This window comes from Pseudomonas sp. P108 (assembly GCF_032613195.1).
Classification (GTDB): domain Bacteria; phylum Pseudomonadota; class Gammaproteobacteria; order Pseudomonadales; family Pseudomonadaceae; genus Aquipseudomonas.
The window spans coordinates 2,325,474-2,343,195 of record NZ_CP126691.1; the positions used below are offsets into that span (position 1 = coordinate 2,325,474).

Here is a 17,722-nt window from a genome sequence, read left to right on the forward strand (position 1 = left end):
CCGAGAGGCATGCGCTCTGCTAAAATGCGCCGCCTTATCCGTCTGTAGGCTGCACTGTGCCATTTACCTGGGTTGACTGGGCGATCGTTGCAATCATCGCCATCTCCGCTTTGATCAGTTTGAGCCGCGGCTTCGTCAAGGAAGCATTATCGCTGGTGACCTGGATCATCGCAGGAGTCGTCGCCTGGATGTTCGGTGGCTCATTGTCCGAGTACCTCGCCGGATACATCGAAACCCCATCGGCTCGCGTGATCGCGGGCTGTGCCATCATGTTTGTCGCCACACTGATCGTGGGCGCAATGATCAATTATCTTATCGGCGAGTTGGTTCGCGTCACCGGGTTGTCCGGGACCGATCGATTCCTCGGCATGGCCTTCGGCGCAGCGCGTGGCGTGTTGCTGGTGGTCGTGGCGGTCGGGCTGTTGAGCCTGGGGCCGGTACAGCAGGACGGGTGGTGGAAAGAATCACAGCTCGTACCAAAATTTCTATTGGTCGCTGATTGGTCCAAAAACCTGATTCTCGGGTGGAGCAGTCAGTGGCTTGCCAGCGGAATCAGCGTACCCGCTGATATTCCGTTCAAGGAGCAACTCTTGCCGTCGGCGAAAACGCCTCAGTGAGTGTTGTTCAGTTCAGATCCATTAAGTAGGGGTTGCGTCGCATGTGTGGCATCGTCGGTATCGTCGGTAAGTCGAACGTCAATCAGGCGCTGTATGACGCGCTAACCGTGCTCCAGCACCGCGGCCAGGACGCTGCCGGTATCGTGACCAGCCATGATGGCCGGTTGTTCCTGCGCAAGGACAATGGCCTGGTGCGTGACGTGTTTCAACAGCGTCACATGCAGCGTCTGGTCGGCCACATGGGTATCGGTCACGTCCGTTACCCGACCGCGGGCAGCTCGACTTCGGCCGAAGCCCAGCCGTTTTACGTCAACTCGCCTTACGGCATCACCCTGGCGCACAACGGTAACCTGACCAACGTTGAGCAGTTGGCCAAAGAGATCTACGAATCCGACCTGCGTCACGTCAACACCAGTTCCGACTCGGAAGTGCTGCTGAACGTGTTCGCTCACGAGCTGGCCCAGCGCGGCAAGCTGCAGCCGACCGAAGAAGACGTGTTTGCCGCCGTGACCGACGTGCACAACCGTTGCGTCGGCGGTTACGCCGTTGTGGCCATGGTCACCGGTTATGGCATCGTCGGCTTCCGTGATCCGCACGGCATCCGCCCGATCGTGTTCGGCCAGCGTCATACCGACGAAGGCGTCGAATACATGATCGCGTCCGAAAGCGTTTCGCTGGACGTGCTCGGTTTTACCCTGATTCGCGACCTGGCACCGGGCGAAGCGGTCTACATCACTGAAGACGGCAAGCTGCACACCCGTCAGTGCGCGACCAATCCGTCCCTGACCCCGTGCATCTTCGAACACGTCTACCTGGCGCGTCCGGATTCGATCATCGACGGCGTGTCGGTCTACAAGGCCCGTCTGCGCATGGGTGAGAAGCTCGCCGAGAAGATCCTGCGCGAGCGTCCAGAGCACGACATCGACGTGGTGATCCCGATTCCGGACACCAGCCGTACCGCGGCACTGGAGCTGGCCAACCACCTGGGCGTGAAATTCCGCGAAGGTTTCGTCAAGAACCGTTACATCGGCCGTACCTTCATCATGCCGGGCCAGGCGGCGCGCAAGAAGTCGGTGCGTCAGAAGCTCAACGCCATCGAGCTGGAATTCCGCGGCAAGAACGTGATGCTGGTCGATGACTCGATCGTGCGCGGCACCACGTGCAAGCAGATCATCCAGATGGCCCGCGAAGCCGGCGCGAAAAACGTCTACTTCTGCTCGGCAGCCCCAGCGGTGCGCTTCCCGAACGTGTATGGCATCGACATGCCAAGCGCCCACGAACTGATCGCGCACAACCGTTCGACTCAGGACGTGGCGGATCTGATCGGCGCTGACTGGCTGATCTATCAGGACCTGCCTGACTTGATCGAAGCGGTCGGTGGCGGCAAGATCAAGATCGAGAACTTCGATTGCGCTGTGTTCGACGGCAAGTACGTCACCGGCGACGTCGACGAGGCGTACCTGAACAAGATCGAACAGGCGCGTAACGACTCCTCGAAGATCAAGACCCAAGCGGTCAGTGCGATCATCGATCTGTACAACAACTGAGTTGTCACCGGCCCTGAGGGGCCGGTTTTGTATCTGACTTTCAATTTTCGCGAACAGGGCAAGGAGTGACAGCATGAGTCAGGAATGGGATGCCGGTCGGCTGGACAGCGACCTTGAAGGCGTAGCGTTCGATACCCTGGCCGTACGTGCCGGTCAGCACCGTACGCCGGAAGGCGAGCACGGTGATCCGATGTTCTTCACCTCCAGCTACGTGTTCCGCACCGCTGCCGACGCAGCCGCGCGGTTTGCCGGTGAAGTGCCGGGCAACGTTTACTCGCGTTACACCAACCCGACCGTGCGCGCGTTCGAAGAGCGCATCGCCGCGCTGGAAAGCGCCGAGCAGGCTGTTGCGACTGCAACCGGTATGGCCGCGATCATGGCGGTGGTGATGAGTCTGTGCAGCGCCGGCGATCACGTGCTGGTTTCGCGCAGTGTGTTCGGTTCGACCATCAGCCTGTTCGAGAAGTACTTCAAGCGTTTCGGTGTGGAAGTCGATTATGTGCCTTTGGCTGACCTGTCAGCCTGGGATGCGGCGATCAAGCCGAACACCAAGCTGCTCTTCGTCGAATCGCCATCCAACCCTCTGGCTGAGCTGGTCGACATCGCCGCACTGGCGGAAATCGCTCACGCCAAAGGCGCGATGCTGGTAGTCGACAACTGCTTCTGCACCCCGGCGTTGCAACAGCCCCTGAAAATGGGTGCGGACATCGTCGTGCACTCGGCGACCAAGTTCATCGACGGCCAGGGCCGTTGCATGGGCGGTGTGGTAGCCGGTCGCAGCGAACAGATGAAAGAGATCGTCGGCTTCCTGCGCACCGCCGGGCCGACCTTGAGCCCCTTCAATGCGTGGATCTTCCTCAAAGGCCTGGAAACCCTGAACCTGCGGATGAAGGCCCACTGCGCCAACGCGCAGGAGCTGGCCGAATGGCTGGAGCAGCAGGACGGCATCGAGAAGGTGCATTACGCCGGTCTGAAGAGCCATCCGCAGCACGAACTGGCCCAGCGTCAGCAGAAGGGCTTCGGCGCGGTCGTAAGCTTTGAAGTCAAGGGCGGCAAAGAGGGCGCCTGGCGCTTTATCGATGCCACCCGGTTGATTTCGATCACTGCCAACCTCGGTGACAGCAAAACCACCATCACGCACCCGAGCACTACGTCTCACGGCCGTCTGGCGCCGCAGGAGCGGGAAGCGGCGGGCATTCGTGACAGTCTGATTCGCATCGCGGTCGGTCTGGAAGATGTCGCGGATCTGCAAGCCGATCTGGCGCGCGGTCTGGCAGCGTTGTGATCGAATTGTCGACCCCGAAAGCCGGTACCCATGGCCGCGTTGCGCTGGTCACGGGGGCCGCGCGTGGTATCGGTCTGGGGATTGCGGCGTGGCTGATCAGCGAAGGCTGGCAGGTGGTGCTGACGGATCTGGATCGTGCGCGCGGTTCGAAAGTGGCGAAGGTGCTGGGCGAAAACGCCTGGTTCATCGCGATGGATGTTGCCGATGAGGGCCAGGTAGCGCTCGGTGTTGCTGAAGTGCTGGGGCAGTTTGGTCGTCTCGATGCGCTGGTGTGCAACGCGGCGGTGGCTGACCCGCACAACATCACCCTGGAAAGTCTCGATCTGGCTTATTGGAATCGCGTGCTGGCGGTGAATCTCAGCGGACCGATGCTGTTGGCCAAGCACTGTGCGCCTTATCTGCGCGCGCACAACGGTTCGATCGTCAATCTGGCCTCGACCCGAGCGCGGCAGTCGGAGGCGGACTCTGAGGCCTATGCGGCGAGCAAGGGTGGCTTGCTGGCGCTGACGCATGCGCTGGCGATCAGCCTGGGGCCGGAGATTCGCGTCAACGCGGTCAGTCCGGGCTGGATCGATGCGCGCGATCCATCTGCGCGTCGAGCCGAGCCTTTGGCCGATGCCGATCATGCTCAGCATCCAGCGGGCAGGGTAGGGACAGTTGAAGACGTCGCGGCCATGGTTGCCTGGTTGCTGTCGAGGAATGCCGGGTTTGTCACCGGGCAGGAATTCGTCGTCGATGGCGGTATGACGAAAAAGATGATCTATAGCGAGTAGATCGCCTTTTTCTACTGAATTTGCGTTGAATGAACTGACGCCTTCGCGAGCAGGCTCGCTCCCACATTTGGAATGCATACCCCCTGTGGGAGCGGGCTCGCTCGCGAAAGCGGTTTTGCAGGATGGAAACAATTTCGTCTTTTTTAGAAAAACTTCAATCCTGCTATTGACTTAGGTTCGCTATCTGCGTAAATTTCGCGGCCTCGGAGATGCAAACGGGTGATTAGCTCAGCTGGGAGAGCGTCTGCCTTACAAGCAGAATGTCGGCGGTTCGATCCCGTCATCACCCACCACTCCCGAGATACTTGCGTAAGCAAGAGCGTAGGCTGAAAGTGCCTGCACCGACGCGCAGCGGTAGTTCAGTCGGTTAGAATACCGGCCTGTCACGCCGGGGGTCGCGGGTTCGAGTCCCGTCCGCTGCGCCATATTTTACGAGTCAGACGTTGTCTGGTTCGCGATTGCAAAGCACCGAAGCTTGCAGTCAACACGAGTTACTTGAGCGCAAGCTCAAAGCGATACGCAGCGGTAGTTCAGTCGGTTAGAATACCGGCCTGTCACGCCGGGGGTCGCGGGTTCGAGTCCCGTCCGCTGCGCCATATCTGCTTCAAGGACCACTGAACGCCTTGACGCACCGAAAGCAACCTTTGGTTGATTCGGAATCGATAGCAAAGACCCTGGTCGAAAGACCGGGGTTTTTTGTGTCTGAAATTTGGCTATTCCTTTTCCTCTCTCCTGAATCCGGCACTAATCCCTGTGGGAGCGAGCCTGCTCGCGAAGGCGTCGGCACATTCAAAATCTGCATTGGCTGGAAGAGTGCTTTCGCGAGCAGGCTCGCTCCCACATAGGCATGCCCACCTATCTCCACGGGTTTGCTGCGGTCTCACGTCGCATTGATTTTTTGATTCTTTAGTCAAATTTTTGTAACTGGTTGTTTGCTGCGAGCGCAGAAACCTTTAAAGTTAACCTTTCGGTCAGCTTTGCACTGTCAACACGCCCTTTGTTTCGCCAAAGAGGGCTTCTGCAAGACTCGAGATTCCCCAGTAGATAACCAGAAGGGCGGACACATAACCGCCCAGAGGATGATCCATGTCCAACCGTGATATATCCCGGCGCTCGTTCCTCCAGGGCGGGCTGGTGGCGGGTGTGAGCGTCACGCTCACGCCGCTCAGCAGTCAGGCGCTGGCTGCCTTGATGGAAAACAGCGTCACCGTGCCGTCCGAGAAATGGCTCGGCAATAACGGTAAGGCGCGTCAGCGTAACGACGCACTGTCCAAGGTCTGCGGCAGCAAAGTCTTTGCCCGCGACATCCGTTCCAAGGACATGCCGGGCTGGCCCGAGCAGCAAGGCCACGCCATGCTGCTGAAAACCATCAAGGCTGACCGCATCTACGCCGGTTACGACCTGTCGTGGCTCGGCGCCGATTTGCAGCCGGACCGCATCGTCACCGCCGCGGATCTGGACAAGGACGGCATCGTCTTTCCGGAAGAGCACGCGCCGGACCCACTGCTGCCGGAAGGCAAGGTGCCGATGTTCATCGGTCATCCTGTGGCGATCCTGATCTGGAACGACTTCGAGCGTTTCCGTCAGGCCAAGAACAAACTCAAATTCAATGACAAGGCGATTCGTTACGGTGCCCAAGTGCCGTTCTACGAAGGCGACCCCTATGGCAGCTTCCGCTACGTACGTGTGGGCGGCGCGACCTCGGCAGACGAAGATGAGTTCGCCAGCCTCAAGGACTCGATCCTGTTCCCGATGCTGAAAAACCGTCGTCCGGTGTGGAATTCCCAGCCGAACCTGCACGGCAACCTGACCGAGCGCGGCCTGTTCTACGCCGATCGCATGAAGAAAGAGATCGATACACCGCCGAACAACTGGCTGGTGTTCGACGAGCGCTACAAAACCCCGTCGATCGAGCCGGCCGCGATGGAGCCGGACAACGGCAACGGCTGGTACGACCCGAAAACCAAAACCCTGCACTTCGTGGTGGCCACCCAGTGCCCGTTGGAAGCGGCGACCGAGACCGCGAAAATGATCGCGCCGTCGCGCTTCGGCCTCGACAACCTGAACATGCACCCGGGTTATACCGTGGGCTACGGCTCCAAAGACCACAACATCTTCGTTTACTACGCAGCCCTTGCTGCGTTGTATGGCGCCGGCGTGCCAGTGCGTCTGGCCAACGACCGCTACGAACAATTTCAGAGCGGCATCAAGCGTCACCCGTTCGACATTCGCTACCAACTGGCGGTGGACAAGAACGACTACACCTTCAAGATTTTCCGCGCGGAAATGAGCGTCGACGGTGGTGGTCGCATCAACTACAGCCCATCTGTAGCGGCGGTTGGCGCCACGGCCGCGCAGTCGATCTACTACATGCCGCAGAACGATCTGCAAGTCACCGCCTACCACTCGCGTGGCGTTGAGGCCGGTTCGATGCGCGGTTACGGCACCCTGCAAAGCATGGCGGCGACCGAGATGATGGTCGACGAAATCGCCAATCGCCTCGGTGTCGATGCGATTGACCTGCGTCGCAAGAACGCCCTGCGTTCGGGCATGAAAAACACCCAGGGTGCGATCCCCGCTGGTGCTTTGCGCCTGCATGAAATTCTCGACAAGGCCTCGGTGCACGAAGTCTGGAAAAACCGCGACGCGATCAAGAAGCAACGCGAAGCCGCCGACCCGGATAACTGGTACGGCGTCGGTTTCGCCATCTGCCAGAAAGACTTCGGCACCGGTTCCGAAGCGCCGATGGCCAGCATCGAATTCACCGCCGACGGTCGCATCACCCTGCGCCACATCGGCATCGAAATCGGTACCGGCATGTCCACCTCGCAAGCTCTGGTCGTGGCCGATTTCCTCGGCAGCCCGGCGCACGAAGTGAAGACCGGTGAAACCGAATGGAAGGAAATGCAGCTGATCACCAGCGGCAACCCTTACATCATGAGCCAGACCGAGCAGGACAACCTGCTGCGCAACCCGCGTTGGGTCGGCAAGTTGGCTTCGGCCTCGTCGGCGACCAACTCGGCGTACTACTTCAGCCATGCCACCCGTGAAGCGGCGCGCGTGCTGTTCAACAACGGTTTGTGGCCGGCGGCCATGGAAATCTGGCGTCAGGGTCCTTACGGCGGTCAAGCCAACCCTTACGTTGTACGTCGCGAAGATGCGCATTGGGTTGACGGCAAACTCACCGCCAACGGCATGCAGCCGTTGAGCTTCGAAGAGCTGGCCAAACACGCTCACGAGCGTGGCCTGGTGACCGGCGCCACCGTTCATGCGTTCAACCGCTGGAGCTGGGCTGAAGCCGAATACAGCATCGACGGTGTGCGCGAGCGTCTGCCGCTCGATGGTCTCGCCGTGAAATACGGTGACGGCGCGCCGAAAGCGAAGAAAGCGTTGATGACCACGTCCGGTTTCCACCTGTTGGATCGCCAGAACATCAATTACCCGGTTGTCCAGTTGAACAACGCTGCGGTGACTTACTACAGCCCGGTCGCCACGTTGGTCGAACTGAAGGTCAACAAAGGTTCGGCAGAAGTCGAAGTGCTCAATCACCATTCGTGGGTCGAGTGCGGTCGTGTGCTCGTCGAGGAATTGGTCAAGGGCCAGCTCGAAGGCGGTATCGCCATGGGCATCGGCCACGCCTTGATGGAAGAGATGCCGCTGTATGAAGGCGGGCCGGGGGAGGGTGACTGGAACTTCAACCGTTACCGTCTGCCGATGGCGCGTCACGTTGCCGTGTGGAAGCAGACTGCGGAGATTCTGCCGCCGCTGTCGCCAAGCGATCCGTCGAAAGGCATCGCCGAAGTGGTGATGATCCCGATTGTCGGTGCCATCGGTAACGCCGTGGCGCACGCCATCGGTAAACGTGTTCGCGATCTGCCAATCACTGCTGCGCGCATCAAGGAGGCCCTCAATGGCTAACCGTCCGCTTCAACTGACCCTCAATGGTCAATCCGTCGGCCCGGTGGACATCCCTGATGACCTGCCGATGATCGACTACCTGCACGAATACAAAAACCTCACCGGTTCGCGTCTGGGCTGTGGCCAGGGCATCTGCCACGCCTGCGTGGTGATCGTCGATAACCCGGACGGGACCAGCGAAGAGGTGCGCACCTGCATCACTGGCGCGCATTATTTCGAGGGCAAGAAAGTCCGCACCATCGAATCGCATGCCAAGCGCGACGAGGCGGGCCAGGTCACCGAGCTGAACCCGATCCAGCAGCGCTTTGTCGACGAGTTCGCTTTCCAGTGCAGCTACTGCGCGCCGGGCTTCGTCAACGCCGCGACCGTGCTGGTTGAAAAGCTGCAACGCCAGCCGACCGTACAAAGCAAGCTCGAACAAGTCATCGAGGACAGCCTCGGCCACCACGTCTGCCGTTGCACCGGGTACGTGCGTTATTACAACGCCACCCGCAACGTGCTGACGGATCTCGGCCTGGTCAAGGAGGGTTAAGCATGAAGCTTTTTCTGACCCGCCTGACCCTGGCGGTCGGCCTCGCTGCGCCGGTGTTGTTTGCCCATGCCGATGATCAGGTCAAGCGCGGCGAGTATCTCGCTCGAGCCGCTGACTGCATGGCCTGCCACACGGCAGCGGGCGGCGCACCATTTGCTGGTGGCCTGCCGATTGTGTCGCCGTTCGGCACGATCTACGGCACCAACATTACGCCGAGCAAGGAGCACGGCATCGGTCTGTACAACGATGACGAGTTCTTCGCTGCACTGACCGAAGGCAAGCGTCGCGATGGCGCGAACCTGTATCCGGCGATGCCGTACACCTCGTATCACTTGATGCCGCGTGCAGATTCGGATGCGATTCATGCGTACCTGAAAACCATCGAGCCGATCGAGCGCGCAGCTCCGGTCACCAGCCTGAGCTTTCCGTTCAACGTACGTCCGGGCCTGATTGGCTGGAACATGATGTACGGCAAAGCGCTGAAGCTGGAGCCGGCCGAAGGCAAAAGCGAAGCCTGGAAGCGTGGCCAGTACATGGTCGAAGTGCTCGGTCACTGCGGCGAATGCCACACTCCGCGCGGTCTGCCGGGTGCGATGCAACTGGACAAGCGCCTCACGGGCGGCATCCTCAATGGTTATCTGGCGCCGAGCCTGCTGGCCACGGATCTGGCCGCTCGCGGCTGGAACGAGCAGGATCTGGGCACGTTCCTCAAGCACGGCATGAGCGCGCAGGGGACGATGTTCAACGAGATGTTCCCGGTGTTCCACAACAGCACTCAAGGCCTGAGCGATACCGATCTGGCGGCGATGGCGACGTTTCTGCTCGGCGAGCAACCGCCGGCAGCCAAAGCCCTCGTTGAAGTGCCAGTAGAGAAACTCGGCGCCAGCGCCCAGCGCGGTCGTCAGGAATATCTGAACGTCTGCGCCGGTTGTCATGCGGTCGGTGGCGAAGGCAAGCCGCACATTGCGGTGGCCATGCGCGGCAACACCACGTTGCGTCTGGAAGACCCGCGCAACCTGTTGCGGGTGATCGAGGATGGTATCGGCGAGCAGAAGTTCTCCGGTTTCGAGCACATGCAACCGATGCCGGGTTTCGCCGACAAGCTCAAGCCTGAACAACTGACCGACCTGCTCAACTACTTGCGTCAAGGTTGGGGCGGTCAGTCGGCTGAACTGGCGGTGAGCGACGTGCAGAAACTGCAAGCCGACGCACCGTCCATCGAGCACAAGGCGCACTGACATGCAGCATCTCGATCTACAAGTGGTGCGGCGAGCGCTGGAGTGGTCGTTGGCGGGGCAGCGTATCTGGCTCTGCACCGTGCTGACCACCTACGGTTCGGCACCGCGTGCGCCGGGTTCGCTGCTGGCGGTGAATGACGGCGGACAGTGGATCGGCTCGCTGTCGGGTGGCTGCGTTGAAGAGGATTTTCTCGAACGCGTTGCCGAGGGGGCGTTTCTCGATGCAGTCAATGTCGTGCGTTACGGCGAAGGCGACGATCCGCGCTCGCGGGTCAGTCTGCCCTGTGGCGGCATTCTCGATGTGCTGGTAGAGAAATTTGACGCTGGCTGCGAGGTGCAGGCGCATCTGCGCGAATTGGAGTCGGCGCTGCTTGGTCAGCGTCGCTTGATTCGCGAGGTTGATCTGGCCAGTGGTGCGCGCACTCTGTTCGCTGATCGCGAGCAGGGTGCGCGGATCGAGCGCGAGATTGATCGGGTGCGGATTCGCGTTGGCGCGGCGCAGCGTTTGTTGCTCGCCGGCTATTCCAGCGTGGCGCAGGCGTGTGCCGAATTTGCCGTCGGCCTCGGGTTTGAAGTGATTCTCTGTGATCCTCGCGATGAAGTGCTGGAAGGCGTAGTGCTGGATGGCGTGGAGATTCGTCGGCAATTGCCGTCGGTGTTTATTGCTGACGGTGGTTGTCATCGTGATACGGCGGTCGTCGCGCTGACGCATGATCCTCGTATCGACGATCTGGCAATGATGGAAGCGGTGCGCACAGAGGCGTTCTACATTGGCGTAATGGGGTCGCTGCAAACATCGCAGAAGCGCTTCGAGCGGTTACGTCGGATTGGCGGCTTGGGGGAGGCTGAGCTGGCGCGGATTCATGCGCCGATTGGTCTTAATCTTGGCAGCAAGACGCCGGCGGAAATCGCCCTGGCGGTGCTGGCGGATATCCTGCGCATCCGTAGCGGGATTGCTCGGGATCAGCTCTGAAACCGTTCAGTGTTGAATAAAAAGGGCCGCTGTTCAGCGGCCCTTTTTTACATCCCGAATTTGTCGCGTAAGCCGTAATACCAAGCGCCCAAGGCAGCAAACGGCGTGCGTAACAGTTGCCCGCCGGGGAACGGGTAGTGCGGCAAGTCGGCAAACGCATCGAAGCGCTCAGCCTGACCGCGCAACGCTTCGGCGAGGACTTTTCCTGCCAAATGCGTGTAGGTCACGCCATGGCCGCTGCAGCCTTGCGAGTAATAAATGTTGTCGCCCAGGCGCCCAACCTGTGGCAAGCGCGACAGGGTCAGCAGGAAATTTCCGGTCCAGGCGTAGTCAATCTTCACATCCTTGAGCTGGGGGAACGCCTTGAGCATTTTCGGGCGGATGATCGCTTCGATATTGGCTGGATCGCGCGCGCCATACACCACGCCACCGCCGAAGATCAGGCGCTTGTCACCCGTGAGACGGTAGTAGTCGAGCAGGTAGTTGCAGTCTTCAACGCAGTAGTCCTGCGGCAGCAGCGCTTTCGCCAGCTCGTCTCCCAGCGGTTCGGTGGTGATCACTTGCGTGCCGCATGGCATCGATTTGGCCGCCAGTTCCGGTACCAGGTTGCCGAGATAGGCATTGCCGGCGACGATGATGAACTTGGCCCTGACCTTGCCTTGCGGCGTATGCACCACCGGATTGGCACCGCGCTCGATGCGCGCGGCGGGTGACTGTTCATAGATAGTACCGCCGAGGGATTCAATCGCAGCCGCTTCGCCGAGCGCGAGGTTCAGCGGATGAATATGCCCGCCGCTCATGTCGAGCATGCCACCGACGTATTGATCGCATGCCACCACTTCGCGAATACGGCGTTGGTCGAGCAATTCGAGTTGTGTATGGCCGAAGCGCTCCCAGAGGCGTTTCTGCGATTCCAGATGGCCCATCTGCTTGGCGGTAAGGGCTGCGAATACGCCGCCGTCCTTCAGATCGCACTGGATGTTGTACTTGGCCACACGCTCGCGAATGATCCGGCCACCCTCGAACGCCATATGTCCGAGTAGCTGCGCTTGCTTGGGGTCGACGCTGCGCTCGATCACGTCGATGTCGCGGCTATAGCTGTTAACGATCTGCCCGCCATTGCGCCCCGAAGCGCCGAAACCGACCTTGGCCGCTTCCAGCACGGTGACGCGAAAACCGTTTTCCAGCAGAAACAGGGCAGAGGACAATCCGGTATACCCGGCGCCGATCACACAGACGTCCGTCTCCACATCATCCTGCAAGGCAGGGCGGGGCGGTACGGCATTGGCCGACGCAGCGTAATAGGACTCTGGGTAAGGGGTGTTCGCCATCCTGCAGCCTCTGTTTAATATATTTTACGAGTGCGTCGATCCTACCCGAGTTGAAAAACCTCCGCCAGCCACCGGAAAATCTTCGTCGGAGCCCCGAAATTAAATATTTTGCATATTCATAGGGTTAGGTGAAAAAAAGGTGTTGACACCCCTCCGGAATTCCGTAGAATGCCGCCTCACAGCAGGCACGTAGCTCAGTTGGTTAGAGCACCACCTTGACATGGTGGGGGTCGTTGGTTCGAGTCCAATCGCGCCTACCAAACAAAATCCGCTCTGCTGGGCGGTCTGGAAGGGCTCACCGACAGGTGGGCCCTTTTTTGTTGTCTGCGATTTGCAAAACGTTTGCAAAACCCCCATCTCAGAACAGCTAATTCGGGTCTGGTCAGGGGCCTCCGATAACATCGCAAGATTATCAATCCAGGCATTATCAATGAAGACATGGATGGCAGTAGGGATAGTACTAGCGGCTATGCAGGCAAGCGGTACGGTATATGCCGACGATAGTGGGGATGGGGTGAAATTTTTAAAGTCTTGCAAAGGACTCCTAAACTACTGGGATGGTAAGCCGACGGAGGCTAGCTATGATGCAGGAGCCATGGGCTACTGCGTGGGAGTCGTACGAGGTGTCCGCGGCACCCTGCAAATTCTTGGCAGCGAATTAAAGGACGGCCGTCTTAGGGTGTGCCTGCCTGAGGATTACACAGAGCAGGCTGGAGTTCGCTCAGTCGTTAACTACCTTGATGATCATCCTGAAAAATTGACGTCCTTAGTTGAGAGCGTCACGATGCTGGCGCTCCGCTCTTCATATCCCTGTAGGTAACGGCGGCACCGCAGTTTCAAATCCGCAGTCACTTTCATGTAGACCGGGGCGGCTATGATTTTTCGACTTCTCGGGTAATCCCTTGATGGTGTGCTGCTCGAGGTCAACGCCCGACTTCAGCTACAGCACAATATCCTCCCGCCGCTGAAGGCTGAGGTATCTGAGTTACCTTTCGAGAAATTCACTTAGGTAGTTCATGTTGCGATTCGAGATTTTCAGTAATGAGCAACGTATCGGGTGGTCCGATCTCGAGCTTGGCGATCCGCCTATGGGGGTTGCCTTTGGTGTGTTTGTACCAAGTCCTGACTACTCCAGCTTCCAGCAGCAAATCAGAGCCTCTACTCAGCGTGACCAGAGACACTTCAACTTTGCTGTTCACATTGTGGAAGGGCGGCAGATTCGTGCCTCCGGCGTGTCCATTGCAGACTACTCGGCTGATTGTGGGCCGGATGCAATAGAGATCACCGTTCTAGGTATCGAGTACCCGGACTATGGTGAAATTTTTCCAGCGCACGTTGACGCTTATCGGCACCAATTTGATGTCTAGCTGTATCAGCAATTGAGAGTCTTGGATGGTTTACGGATCTATCGCTGCGCAGGTTATGGCGAGGGATGCTGATCCACTGTGAGTGGTACTTCATCGTTTTGCGGTCCTTGCTGAATTGCGCGCGCATGTCTTCGTTGTGCGCCCATCATGATCGAGTTGCTGCATCGTCGAGCCGGGCAGTTAGCTGACAATTCGCCCGTTCGTCGCCAGCGTCCTTTAAAAAAGTGTGGATATTGAACAGGTTACGACTGTTACTAACCAACCGGTTATCAAAAAAACGTTGTTACTGTTGGTGGAATTAAGTAACATCCGCCCCGCGTTCACCACCACGGTTTATGCATTTTTAAATCCCAAGCTTCCATCAGCTGCTTGGGATTTTTTTTGCCTGCGATTTGGCATCTGCTGTTTCAAATTCTCCTCGCAATGCGTCATCGCGCCCGGCGATTGCGCCGCAAGCAAGTCCCTGCTTTTTCGACTACTACTGACTGGCCGATTTTCAACTCATCTTGATGGGGGTGTATCGATGCTGGTTCATTGGTTTCTTGCAGCTATTCATCTACTGGCTTTTGCCCTGGGCTTTTGGGCGGTTCTGACTCGAGGGACGGCATTCAGCCGCCTTGCTGCTGGCGCAGGTGAGGCAAGGCGCGTTTTGCTCGCCGATAATCTATGGGGTATTTCTGCGTTGATTCTGCTGGTGACAGGTGGAATGCGGGCGTTTGGTGGCTTTGAAAAGGGCACTGACTATTACCTTCATCAGCCACTGTTTCATCTGAAGATGACGCTGTTTGTGCTGATACTGATTGTCGAGCTCGCCCCGATGATCACGTTGATCAAGTGGCGGATCGCGTCCGCACGTGGCGCAGCAGTCGACACCGGACGCGCGAAACTGTACGCGCGAATCAGTCATGTCGAGGCGTTGCTTTTGGTGCTGATGGTGATTGCGGCCACGGGCATGGCGCGAGGCGTGACATTCGGTTAGAGGGCGAATTCTCTGCGCGCTATCGGAAACGTCCGACAGCCAGTCTCGGGGATGGCAGGTAGTATCGGGCGGCAAGGAGATAGTGGGGGGATGTAGTGGAATCGGAATTGGATTTGGTGCGTCAGGCGCCGTGCCCAGCAGAGTGGGGAGCGGATGGCAATACGGCGCGTGAATCTCTAGCCAGTCATTCCACAAGGTAAACGGACTGGCTACTGACTGCGATTGGTTCAGGGAGTTTGTGGCTTGTCCGGGGCGGTCAGGCCAGCCTGAATGCGCTGGTAAATCTCTTCACGGTGAACGGCAACGTTTTTCGGAGCGTTGATACCAATGCGAACCTGTTGGCCGCTTACGCCCAGAATGGTGATAGTGATGTCATCACCGATGTTTATGCTTTCACCGACTTTGCGGGTGAGTATCAGCATGGTCTTCTCCTTGATTGCTTTGTAGGGCACCTGATTCAGACAGTGCAGAGGTCGGTGGTACGTATAGATTAGTGCGAAGTCTCACGGTTTGGGTGCCTCTTTCTGACGCGCAGAAGCGGCATTAATTCCCAGGGCGTAACTATACAGAGGCTGCAACCATCAATCTCGTTGTTTTGTGCCCATTTTGCGGGGCTCGCGAAGTATTTATGAATGATAAGATCGCGGCTTTGAGAATTTCGAGGAAAGCGTTGTGCGCAAATTGGTTTGGGTAGTCGCGGCACTGGTATTGGCAGGGTGTGGCGAAGGCAAGAACGTAGACGCACCGAAACCACAGTCGGCCGCAGTGACGGCACCGGCGGCGGTTGCACCACAATGGGATCTCGAGGTGCGCGGCGAAACTCCGCAGGCTGTCAGCGACCTGAGCGGCTGGTTGATTGAGCACGCCTTCGTGCCTACGGTGATCAAGGACAGCAGTGGCAAAGCGCGAATTCTGATTGGTCCCTTCAGCTCGCAAGCCGAAGCTGAAGCCCGAAAAGTACAAGTGGATGCCGCTCTGGTGAAAGCCAAGAAGCAGAATATTGAATCGGTGGTGATTGAGCACCCGCTCACGCCGTAACTGCTGCAGTTCAGCGGAGCGACCTAAAGGACCTCGGATGTGGCTCGTCTTATACGAGTCAGTCACGATTTTCCGAAGGAGCTCCGCATGGCCTCCGCCAATCCTTACAAGCTGTTCGACGTCATCCTGCATCGCAAAACCTTACTAAGCCCGCACATGATGCGGATCACGCTGGCCAGTCCTGCCGTTAAGGAAATGGCCACTTGGGCGCCGGATCAAAGGGTCAAACTGTTTTTTCCTGCGGCTGATGGTTCGCCTGCCAGGCTTGCTCAGGGCGAAGGTTGGTACGCCCGCTTCAAGGCAATGATTGCCGATCGACGTCCGGCCATGCGCACTTACACCATTCGCCATTTGCGTGCAGAACAAGGCGAAGTGGACATTGATTTCGTCCTGCATGGTGAAACCGGGCCGGCTTCGCGTTGGGCGCTTCGGGCGCAGCCCGGTGATTCGATGCAGATTCTCGCCCCGGATCGCCGCTTTTCAGCACGGGACGCCGGAGGATTCGAATGGAAGCCGCCGCAGATCCTCAAGCAGGTTCTGCTGGTCGCCGACGGCACGGCGCTACCTGCGGCCATGGGCATTCTTGATGAGTTGGCTGCTATGGCCGAGCCGCCCCTGACGCAGGCGTTCTTCGAGGTCGACAGTCCTGAAGATATGCTGCCGGTTCCCGATTGGGCGGGGCTCACGGTGCAGTGGCTGATCCGGGGCCAAGCCAGTGCTGGTACGTTGATGGTGGCGGCGGTACAGAAAGCGGTTTCGCCCATTCATGCCTCATCCATCGGCCAGGCTGTCGAGTTGGCCGAGGTCGATATCGATAAAGAGATTCTTTGGGAAATAGCCGAGACAGCCAGTGAGGGTTTCTATGGCTGGATCGCTGGAGAAAGCGCTGCGGTGATGAGCCTGCGCAGGTACTTGATTAAAGAATGCGGGATCGCGCGGCAGTCGCTCAACCTGATGGGGTACTGGCGCTACAACAAGGCAGGCAGCTAGCCACAAAAAAGGCCTCGGACATGACGTTCGAGGCCTTTTCTTTTAAGTGTCGATCAGCCGCAGGCTTTCATGTTCACCGGACCGACAAACTCATTGCCGCGTCCCATCACGCACGCCACGCTCTGATTGCGCTGACGCTCCCAGTCCTGCACCGGGTAAGTCTTGTCCCACGCTTCATACAATTGGCGATCCTGCTTCGATAGGCGCAAGCCGTATTGCTTGCTCATGTAGAAGTAGGTGCGGGCGATCATGCCGCGAATCGACGGGCGAGGCATGACCTTCTTCGCCTTGAAGTCGACCTGGGTCAGACATGAGCCGTACTGCCCGGACTGCACTGGCAACCAACCGTAGCTGAAGTTGCTGCGATCGCCATTGACCTCGCCAATGCTCGGCACCAGGTTATGCAGATCGGCTTCAGCCTTCTGATAGCTGGGGTCGTAACGGGTGCAGTTCTTGCGTCCGCCTTCCTGCCAGCATTGGCGCTGATGGCCGAATTGCCAGGCCGGCACGATGTGCTCCCATTCGATGCGTGATGCACGTTTGGCGTTCTTGCGTGGTACATAACCGCAGGCTTTGAGATCAACCTTGTTGCCGGTGTATTTGCACCCGCAGTAAAACTCTGTGGACTGTGGTGCGTACAGCTTCCAGGCGACCTTCTTGGCTTCGGTAAATGTGCGGGGTGCGCCAGCCTGCGCGCCCATGGTGATGAACAGCAACAGCAATGCAAAACAGCGGACACTCATTGAATCAATCTTCCTTCGGTACAACCCAAAAAATCTGCACGCCACCGTCGTCGCGATAGGCGAGGGTGACGTTGTCGTTCTCGTCGATTTCCTCGAGCAGGCGCTCCCACTCATCCATCGGTTCGTCCGGCAGACGGAAGATCAGTGCGGCTTTGGCTTTTTGGGCGGTGGGAGAATTGATGATTTTCTGAACGCGCATACCCATGCGTTCGTAAGCGTCAGGAGCATCAGGGGAGGTGGCCACGAGGTTATCCTTATTAAGCTGTACGTGCATACAGTATTTAACTGTAAGCATTTTCGCAACTGCTTAAAATTCAAGAAAATCCTCTGACAGCGCTTTTCCTGTTTTGGTGTAGGCCGTGTCGATTTTTTTGTGGGAAAAATGCGAGAG

At 58.4% G+C, this 17,722-nt stretch carries 17 protein-coding genes and 4 tRNA genes; 17 read left to right on the plus strand and 4 right to left on the minus strand.

The genetic code is table 11. From position 1 onward, the window contains the following. Positions 1-56: 56 nt before the first annotated feature. The 11 genes from QOM10_RS10135 to QOM10_RS10185 all read left to right on the plus strand — a co-directional run bounded on the left by QOM10_RS10135 (position 57) and on the right by QOM10_RS10185 (position 10,883). Positions 57-617: a CvpA family protein gene (locus tag QOM10_RS10135; RefSeq protein ID WP_007913461.1), complete on the plus strand. Its 561-nt coding sequence runs from the start codon at positions 57-59 to the stop codon at positions 615-617. Positions 618-658: 41 nt separating this feature from the next. Next, positions 659-2,164 (plus strand): amidophosphoribosyltransferase, encoded by a 1,506-nt coding sequence (purF, locus tag QOM10_RS10140; protein ID WP_007913462.1) that lies wholly within the window; start codon positions 659-661, stop codon positions 2,162-2,164. Positions 2,165-2,237: 73 nt separating this feature from the next. After that, the gene (locus QOM10_RS10145; protein WP_122609029.1) at positions 2,238-3,449 is read left to right on the plus strand and encodes an O-succinylhomoserine sulfhydrylase; all 1,212 of its coding nucleotides are present in this window, start codon (positions 2,238-2,240) and stop codon (positions 3,447-3,449) included. Beyond that, positions 3,446-4,222, plus strand: a complete 777-nt coding sequence (locus QOM10_RS10150) for an SDR family oxidoreductase (protein WP_077571931.1) — start codon at positions 3,446-3,448, stop codon at positions 4,220-4,222. Before QOM10_RS10145 ends, QOM10_RS10150 begins: the two co-directional genes overlap by 4 nt. A 217-nt stretch (positions 4,223-4,439) precedes the next feature. After that, a tRNA-Val gene (locus QOM10_RS10155) sits at positions 4,440-4,515 on the plus strand. 55 nt (positions 4,516-4,570) lie between these two features. After that, positions 4,571-4,647: transfer RNA gene (locus QOM10_RS10160), tRNA-Asp, on the plus strand. Between the two features lie 94 nt (positions 4,648-4,741). Next, a tRNA-Asp gene (locus tag QOM10_RS10165) sits at positions 4,742-4,818 on the plus strand. Between the two features lie 490 nt (positions 4,819-5,308). Next, entirely contained in the window at positions 5,309-8,140 is a 2,832-nt protein-coding gene (locus QOM10_RS10170) for a xanthine dehydrogenase family protein molybdopterin-binding subunit (protein ID WP_127926586.1), read from the plus strand. Further along, on the plus strand, positions 8,133-8,672 hold the full coding sequence (locus tag QOM10_RS10175; protein ID WP_122609025.1) for a (2Fe-2S)-binding protein: 540 nt from the start codon (positions 8,133-8,135) through the stop codon (positions 8,670-8,672). Before QOM10_RS10170 ends, QOM10_RS10175 begins: the two co-directional genes overlap by 8 nt. A 2-nt stretch (positions 8,673-8,674) precedes the next feature. Beyond that, complete coding sequence (locus tag QOM10_RS10180; protein WP_150773998.1) at positions 8,675-9,910, plus strand: c-type cytochrome; 1,236 nt, start codon at positions 8,675-8,677, stop codon at positions 9,908-9,910. Position 9,911: 1 nt separating this feature from the next. Then, positions 9,912-10,883, plus strand: a complete 972-nt coding sequence (locus tag QOM10_RS10185) for an XdhC family protein (RefSeq protein WP_150773999.1) — start codon at positions 9,912-9,914, stop codon at positions 10,881-10,883. Between the two features lie 47 nt (positions 10,884-10,930). Here QOM10_RS10185 and QOM10_RS10190 read toward each other — a convergent pair whose 3' ends face one another. Continuing rightward, positions 10,931-12,214: an NAD(P)/FAD-dependent oxidoreductase gene (locus QOM10_RS10190; RefSeq protein WP_150774000.1), complete on the minus strand. Its 1,284-nt coding sequence runs from the start codon at positions 12,212-12,214 to the stop codon at positions 10,931-10,933. A gap of 183 nt (positions 12,215-12,397) precedes the next feature. Here QOM10_RS10190 and QOM10_RS10195 point away from each other — a divergent pair. The 4 genes from QOM10_RS10195 to QOM10_RS10205 all read left to right on the plus strand — a co-directional run bounded on the left by QOM10_RS10195 (position 12,398) and on the right by QOM10_RS10205 (position 14,560). Continuing rightward, a tRNA-Val gene (locus tag QOM10_RS10195) sits at positions 12,398-12,474 on the plus strand. Positions 12,475-12,683: 209 nt separating this feature from the next. Then, on the plus strand, positions 12,684-13,034 hold the full coding sequence (locus tag QOM10_RS31255; RefSeq protein WP_224790141.1) for a Rap1a/Tai family immunity protein: 351 nt from the start codon (positions 12,684-12,686) through the stop codon (positions 13,032-13,034). Positions 13,035-13,230: 196 nt separating this feature from the next. Then, positions 13,231-13,581: a hypothetical protein gene (locus QOM10_RS10200; protein WP_316917963.1), complete on the plus strand. Its 351-nt coding sequence runs from the start codon at positions 13,231-13,233 to the stop codon at positions 13,579-13,581. Between the two features lie 523 nt (positions 13,582-14,104). Continuing rightward, positions 14,105-14,560 carry a DUF2214 family protein gene (locus QOM10_RS10205; RefSeq protein WP_127930375.1) on the plus strand — a complete coding sequence of 152 codons (456 nt, stop codon included), beginning with the start codon at positions 14,105-14,107 and terminating at the stop codon, positions 14,558-14,560. Between the two features lie 227 nt (positions 14,561-14,787). On the opposite strand, the gene csrA is transcribed toward QOM10_RS10205, so the two are convergent. Continuing rightward, positions 14,788-14,982 carry a carbon storage regulator CsrA gene (csrA, locus tag QOM10_RS10210; RefSeq protein WP_003179932.1) on the minus strand — a complete coding sequence of 65 codons (195 nt, stop codon included), beginning with the start codon at positions 14,980-14,982 and terminating at the stop codon, positions 14,788-14,790. A gap of 250 nt (positions 14,983-15,232) precedes the next feature. Between csrA and QOM10_RS10215 the strand changes: the two genes are divergently transcribed. Together QOM10_RS10215 and QOM10_RS10220 are read left to right on the plus strand one after the other, a co-directional pair. Next, positions 15,233-15,598 (plus strand): sporulation protein, encoded by a 366-nt coding sequence (locus QOM10_RS10215; protein ID WP_034152756.1) that lies wholly within the window; start codon positions 15,233-15,235, stop codon positions 15,596-15,598. 87 nt (positions 15,599-15,685) lie between these two features. Continuing rightward, positions 15,686-16,588: a siderophore-interacting protein gene (locus QOM10_RS10220; RefSeq protein ID WP_160039058.1), complete on the plus strand. Its 903-nt coding sequence runs from the start codon at positions 15,686-15,688 to the stop codon at positions 16,586-16,588. 53 nt (positions 16,589-16,641) lie between these two features. On the opposite strand, the gene QOM10_RS10225 is transcribed toward QOM10_RS10220, so the two are convergent. Together QOM10_RS10225 and QOM10_RS10230 are read right to left on the minus strand one after the other, a co-directional pair. After that, a complete protein-coding gene (locus tag QOM10_RS10225; protein WP_095111733.1) occupies positions 16,642-17,331 on the minus strand; it encodes an endonuclease in 690 nt (229 codons plus the stop codon). 4 nt (positions 17,332-17,335) lie between these two features. Beyond that, positions 17,336-17,605 carry a DUF1654 domain-containing protein gene (locus tag QOM10_RS10230; RefSeq protein WP_166219800.1) on the minus strand — a complete coding sequence of 90 codons (270 nt, stop codon included), beginning with the start codon at positions 17,603-17,605 and terminating at the stop codon, positions 17,336-17,338. Between the last annotated feature and the right edge of the window lie 117 nt (positions 17,606-17,722).

Bases quoted from the DNA above. Each gene is read 5' to 3' on its own strand.
- purF (WP_007913462.1), top strand. From the start codon at position 659: ATGTGTGGCATCGTCGGTATCGTCGGTAAGTCGAACGTCAATCAGGCG.
- QOM10_RS10145 (WP_122609029.1), top strand. From the start codon at position 2,238: ATGAGTCAGGAATGGGATGCCGGTCGGCTGGACAGCGACCTTGAAGGC.
- QOM10_RS10170 (WP_127926586.1), top strand. From the start codon at position 5,309: ATGTCCAACCGTGATATATCCCGGCGCTCGTTCCTCCAGGGCGGGCTG.
- QOM10_RS10175 (WP_122609025.1), top strand. From the start codon at position 8,133: ATGGCTAACCGTCCGCTTCAACTGACCCTCAATGGTCAATCCGTCGGC.
- QOM10_RS10180 (WP_150773998.1), top strand. From the start codon at position 8,675: ATGAAGCTTTTTCTGACCCGCCTGACCCTGGCGGTCGGCCTCGCTGCG.
- QOM10_RS10185 (WP_150773999.1), top strand. From the start codon at position 9,912: ATGCAGCATCTCGATCTACAAGTGGTGCGGCGAGCGCTGGAGTGGTCG.
- QOM10_RS10190 (WP_150774000.1), bottom strand. From the start codon at position 12,214: ATGGCGAACACCCCTTACCCAGAGTCCTATTACGCTGCGTCGGCCAAT.
- QOM10_RS31255 (WP_224790141.1), top strand. From the start codon at position 12,684: ATGCAGGCAAGCGGTACGGTATATGCCGACGATAGTGGGGATGGGGTG.
- QOM10_RS10200 (WP_316917963.1), top strand. From the start codon at position 13,231: ATGTTGCGATTCGAGATTTTCAGTAATGAGCAACGTATCGGGTGGTCC.
- QOM10_RS10205 (WP_127930375.1), top strand. From the start codon at position 14,105: ATGCTGGTTCATTGGTTTCTTGCAGCTATTCATCTACTGGCTTTTGCC.
- csrA (WP_003179932.1), bottom strand. From the start codon at position 14,982: ATGCTGATACTCACCCGCAAAGTCGGTGAAAGCATAAACATCGGTGAT.
- QOM10_RS10220 (WP_160039058.1), top strand. From the start codon at position 15,686: ATGGCCTCCGCCAATCCTTACAAGCTGTTCGACGTCATCCTGCATCGC.
- QOM10_RS10225 (WP_095111733.1), bottom strand. From the start codon at position 17,331: ATGAGTGTCCGCTGTTTTGCATTGCTGTTGCTGTTCATCACCATGGGC.
- QOM10_RS10230 (WP_166219800.1), bottom strand. From the start codon at position 17,605: ATGCACGTACAGCTTAATAAGGATAACCTCGTGGCCACCTCCCCTGAT.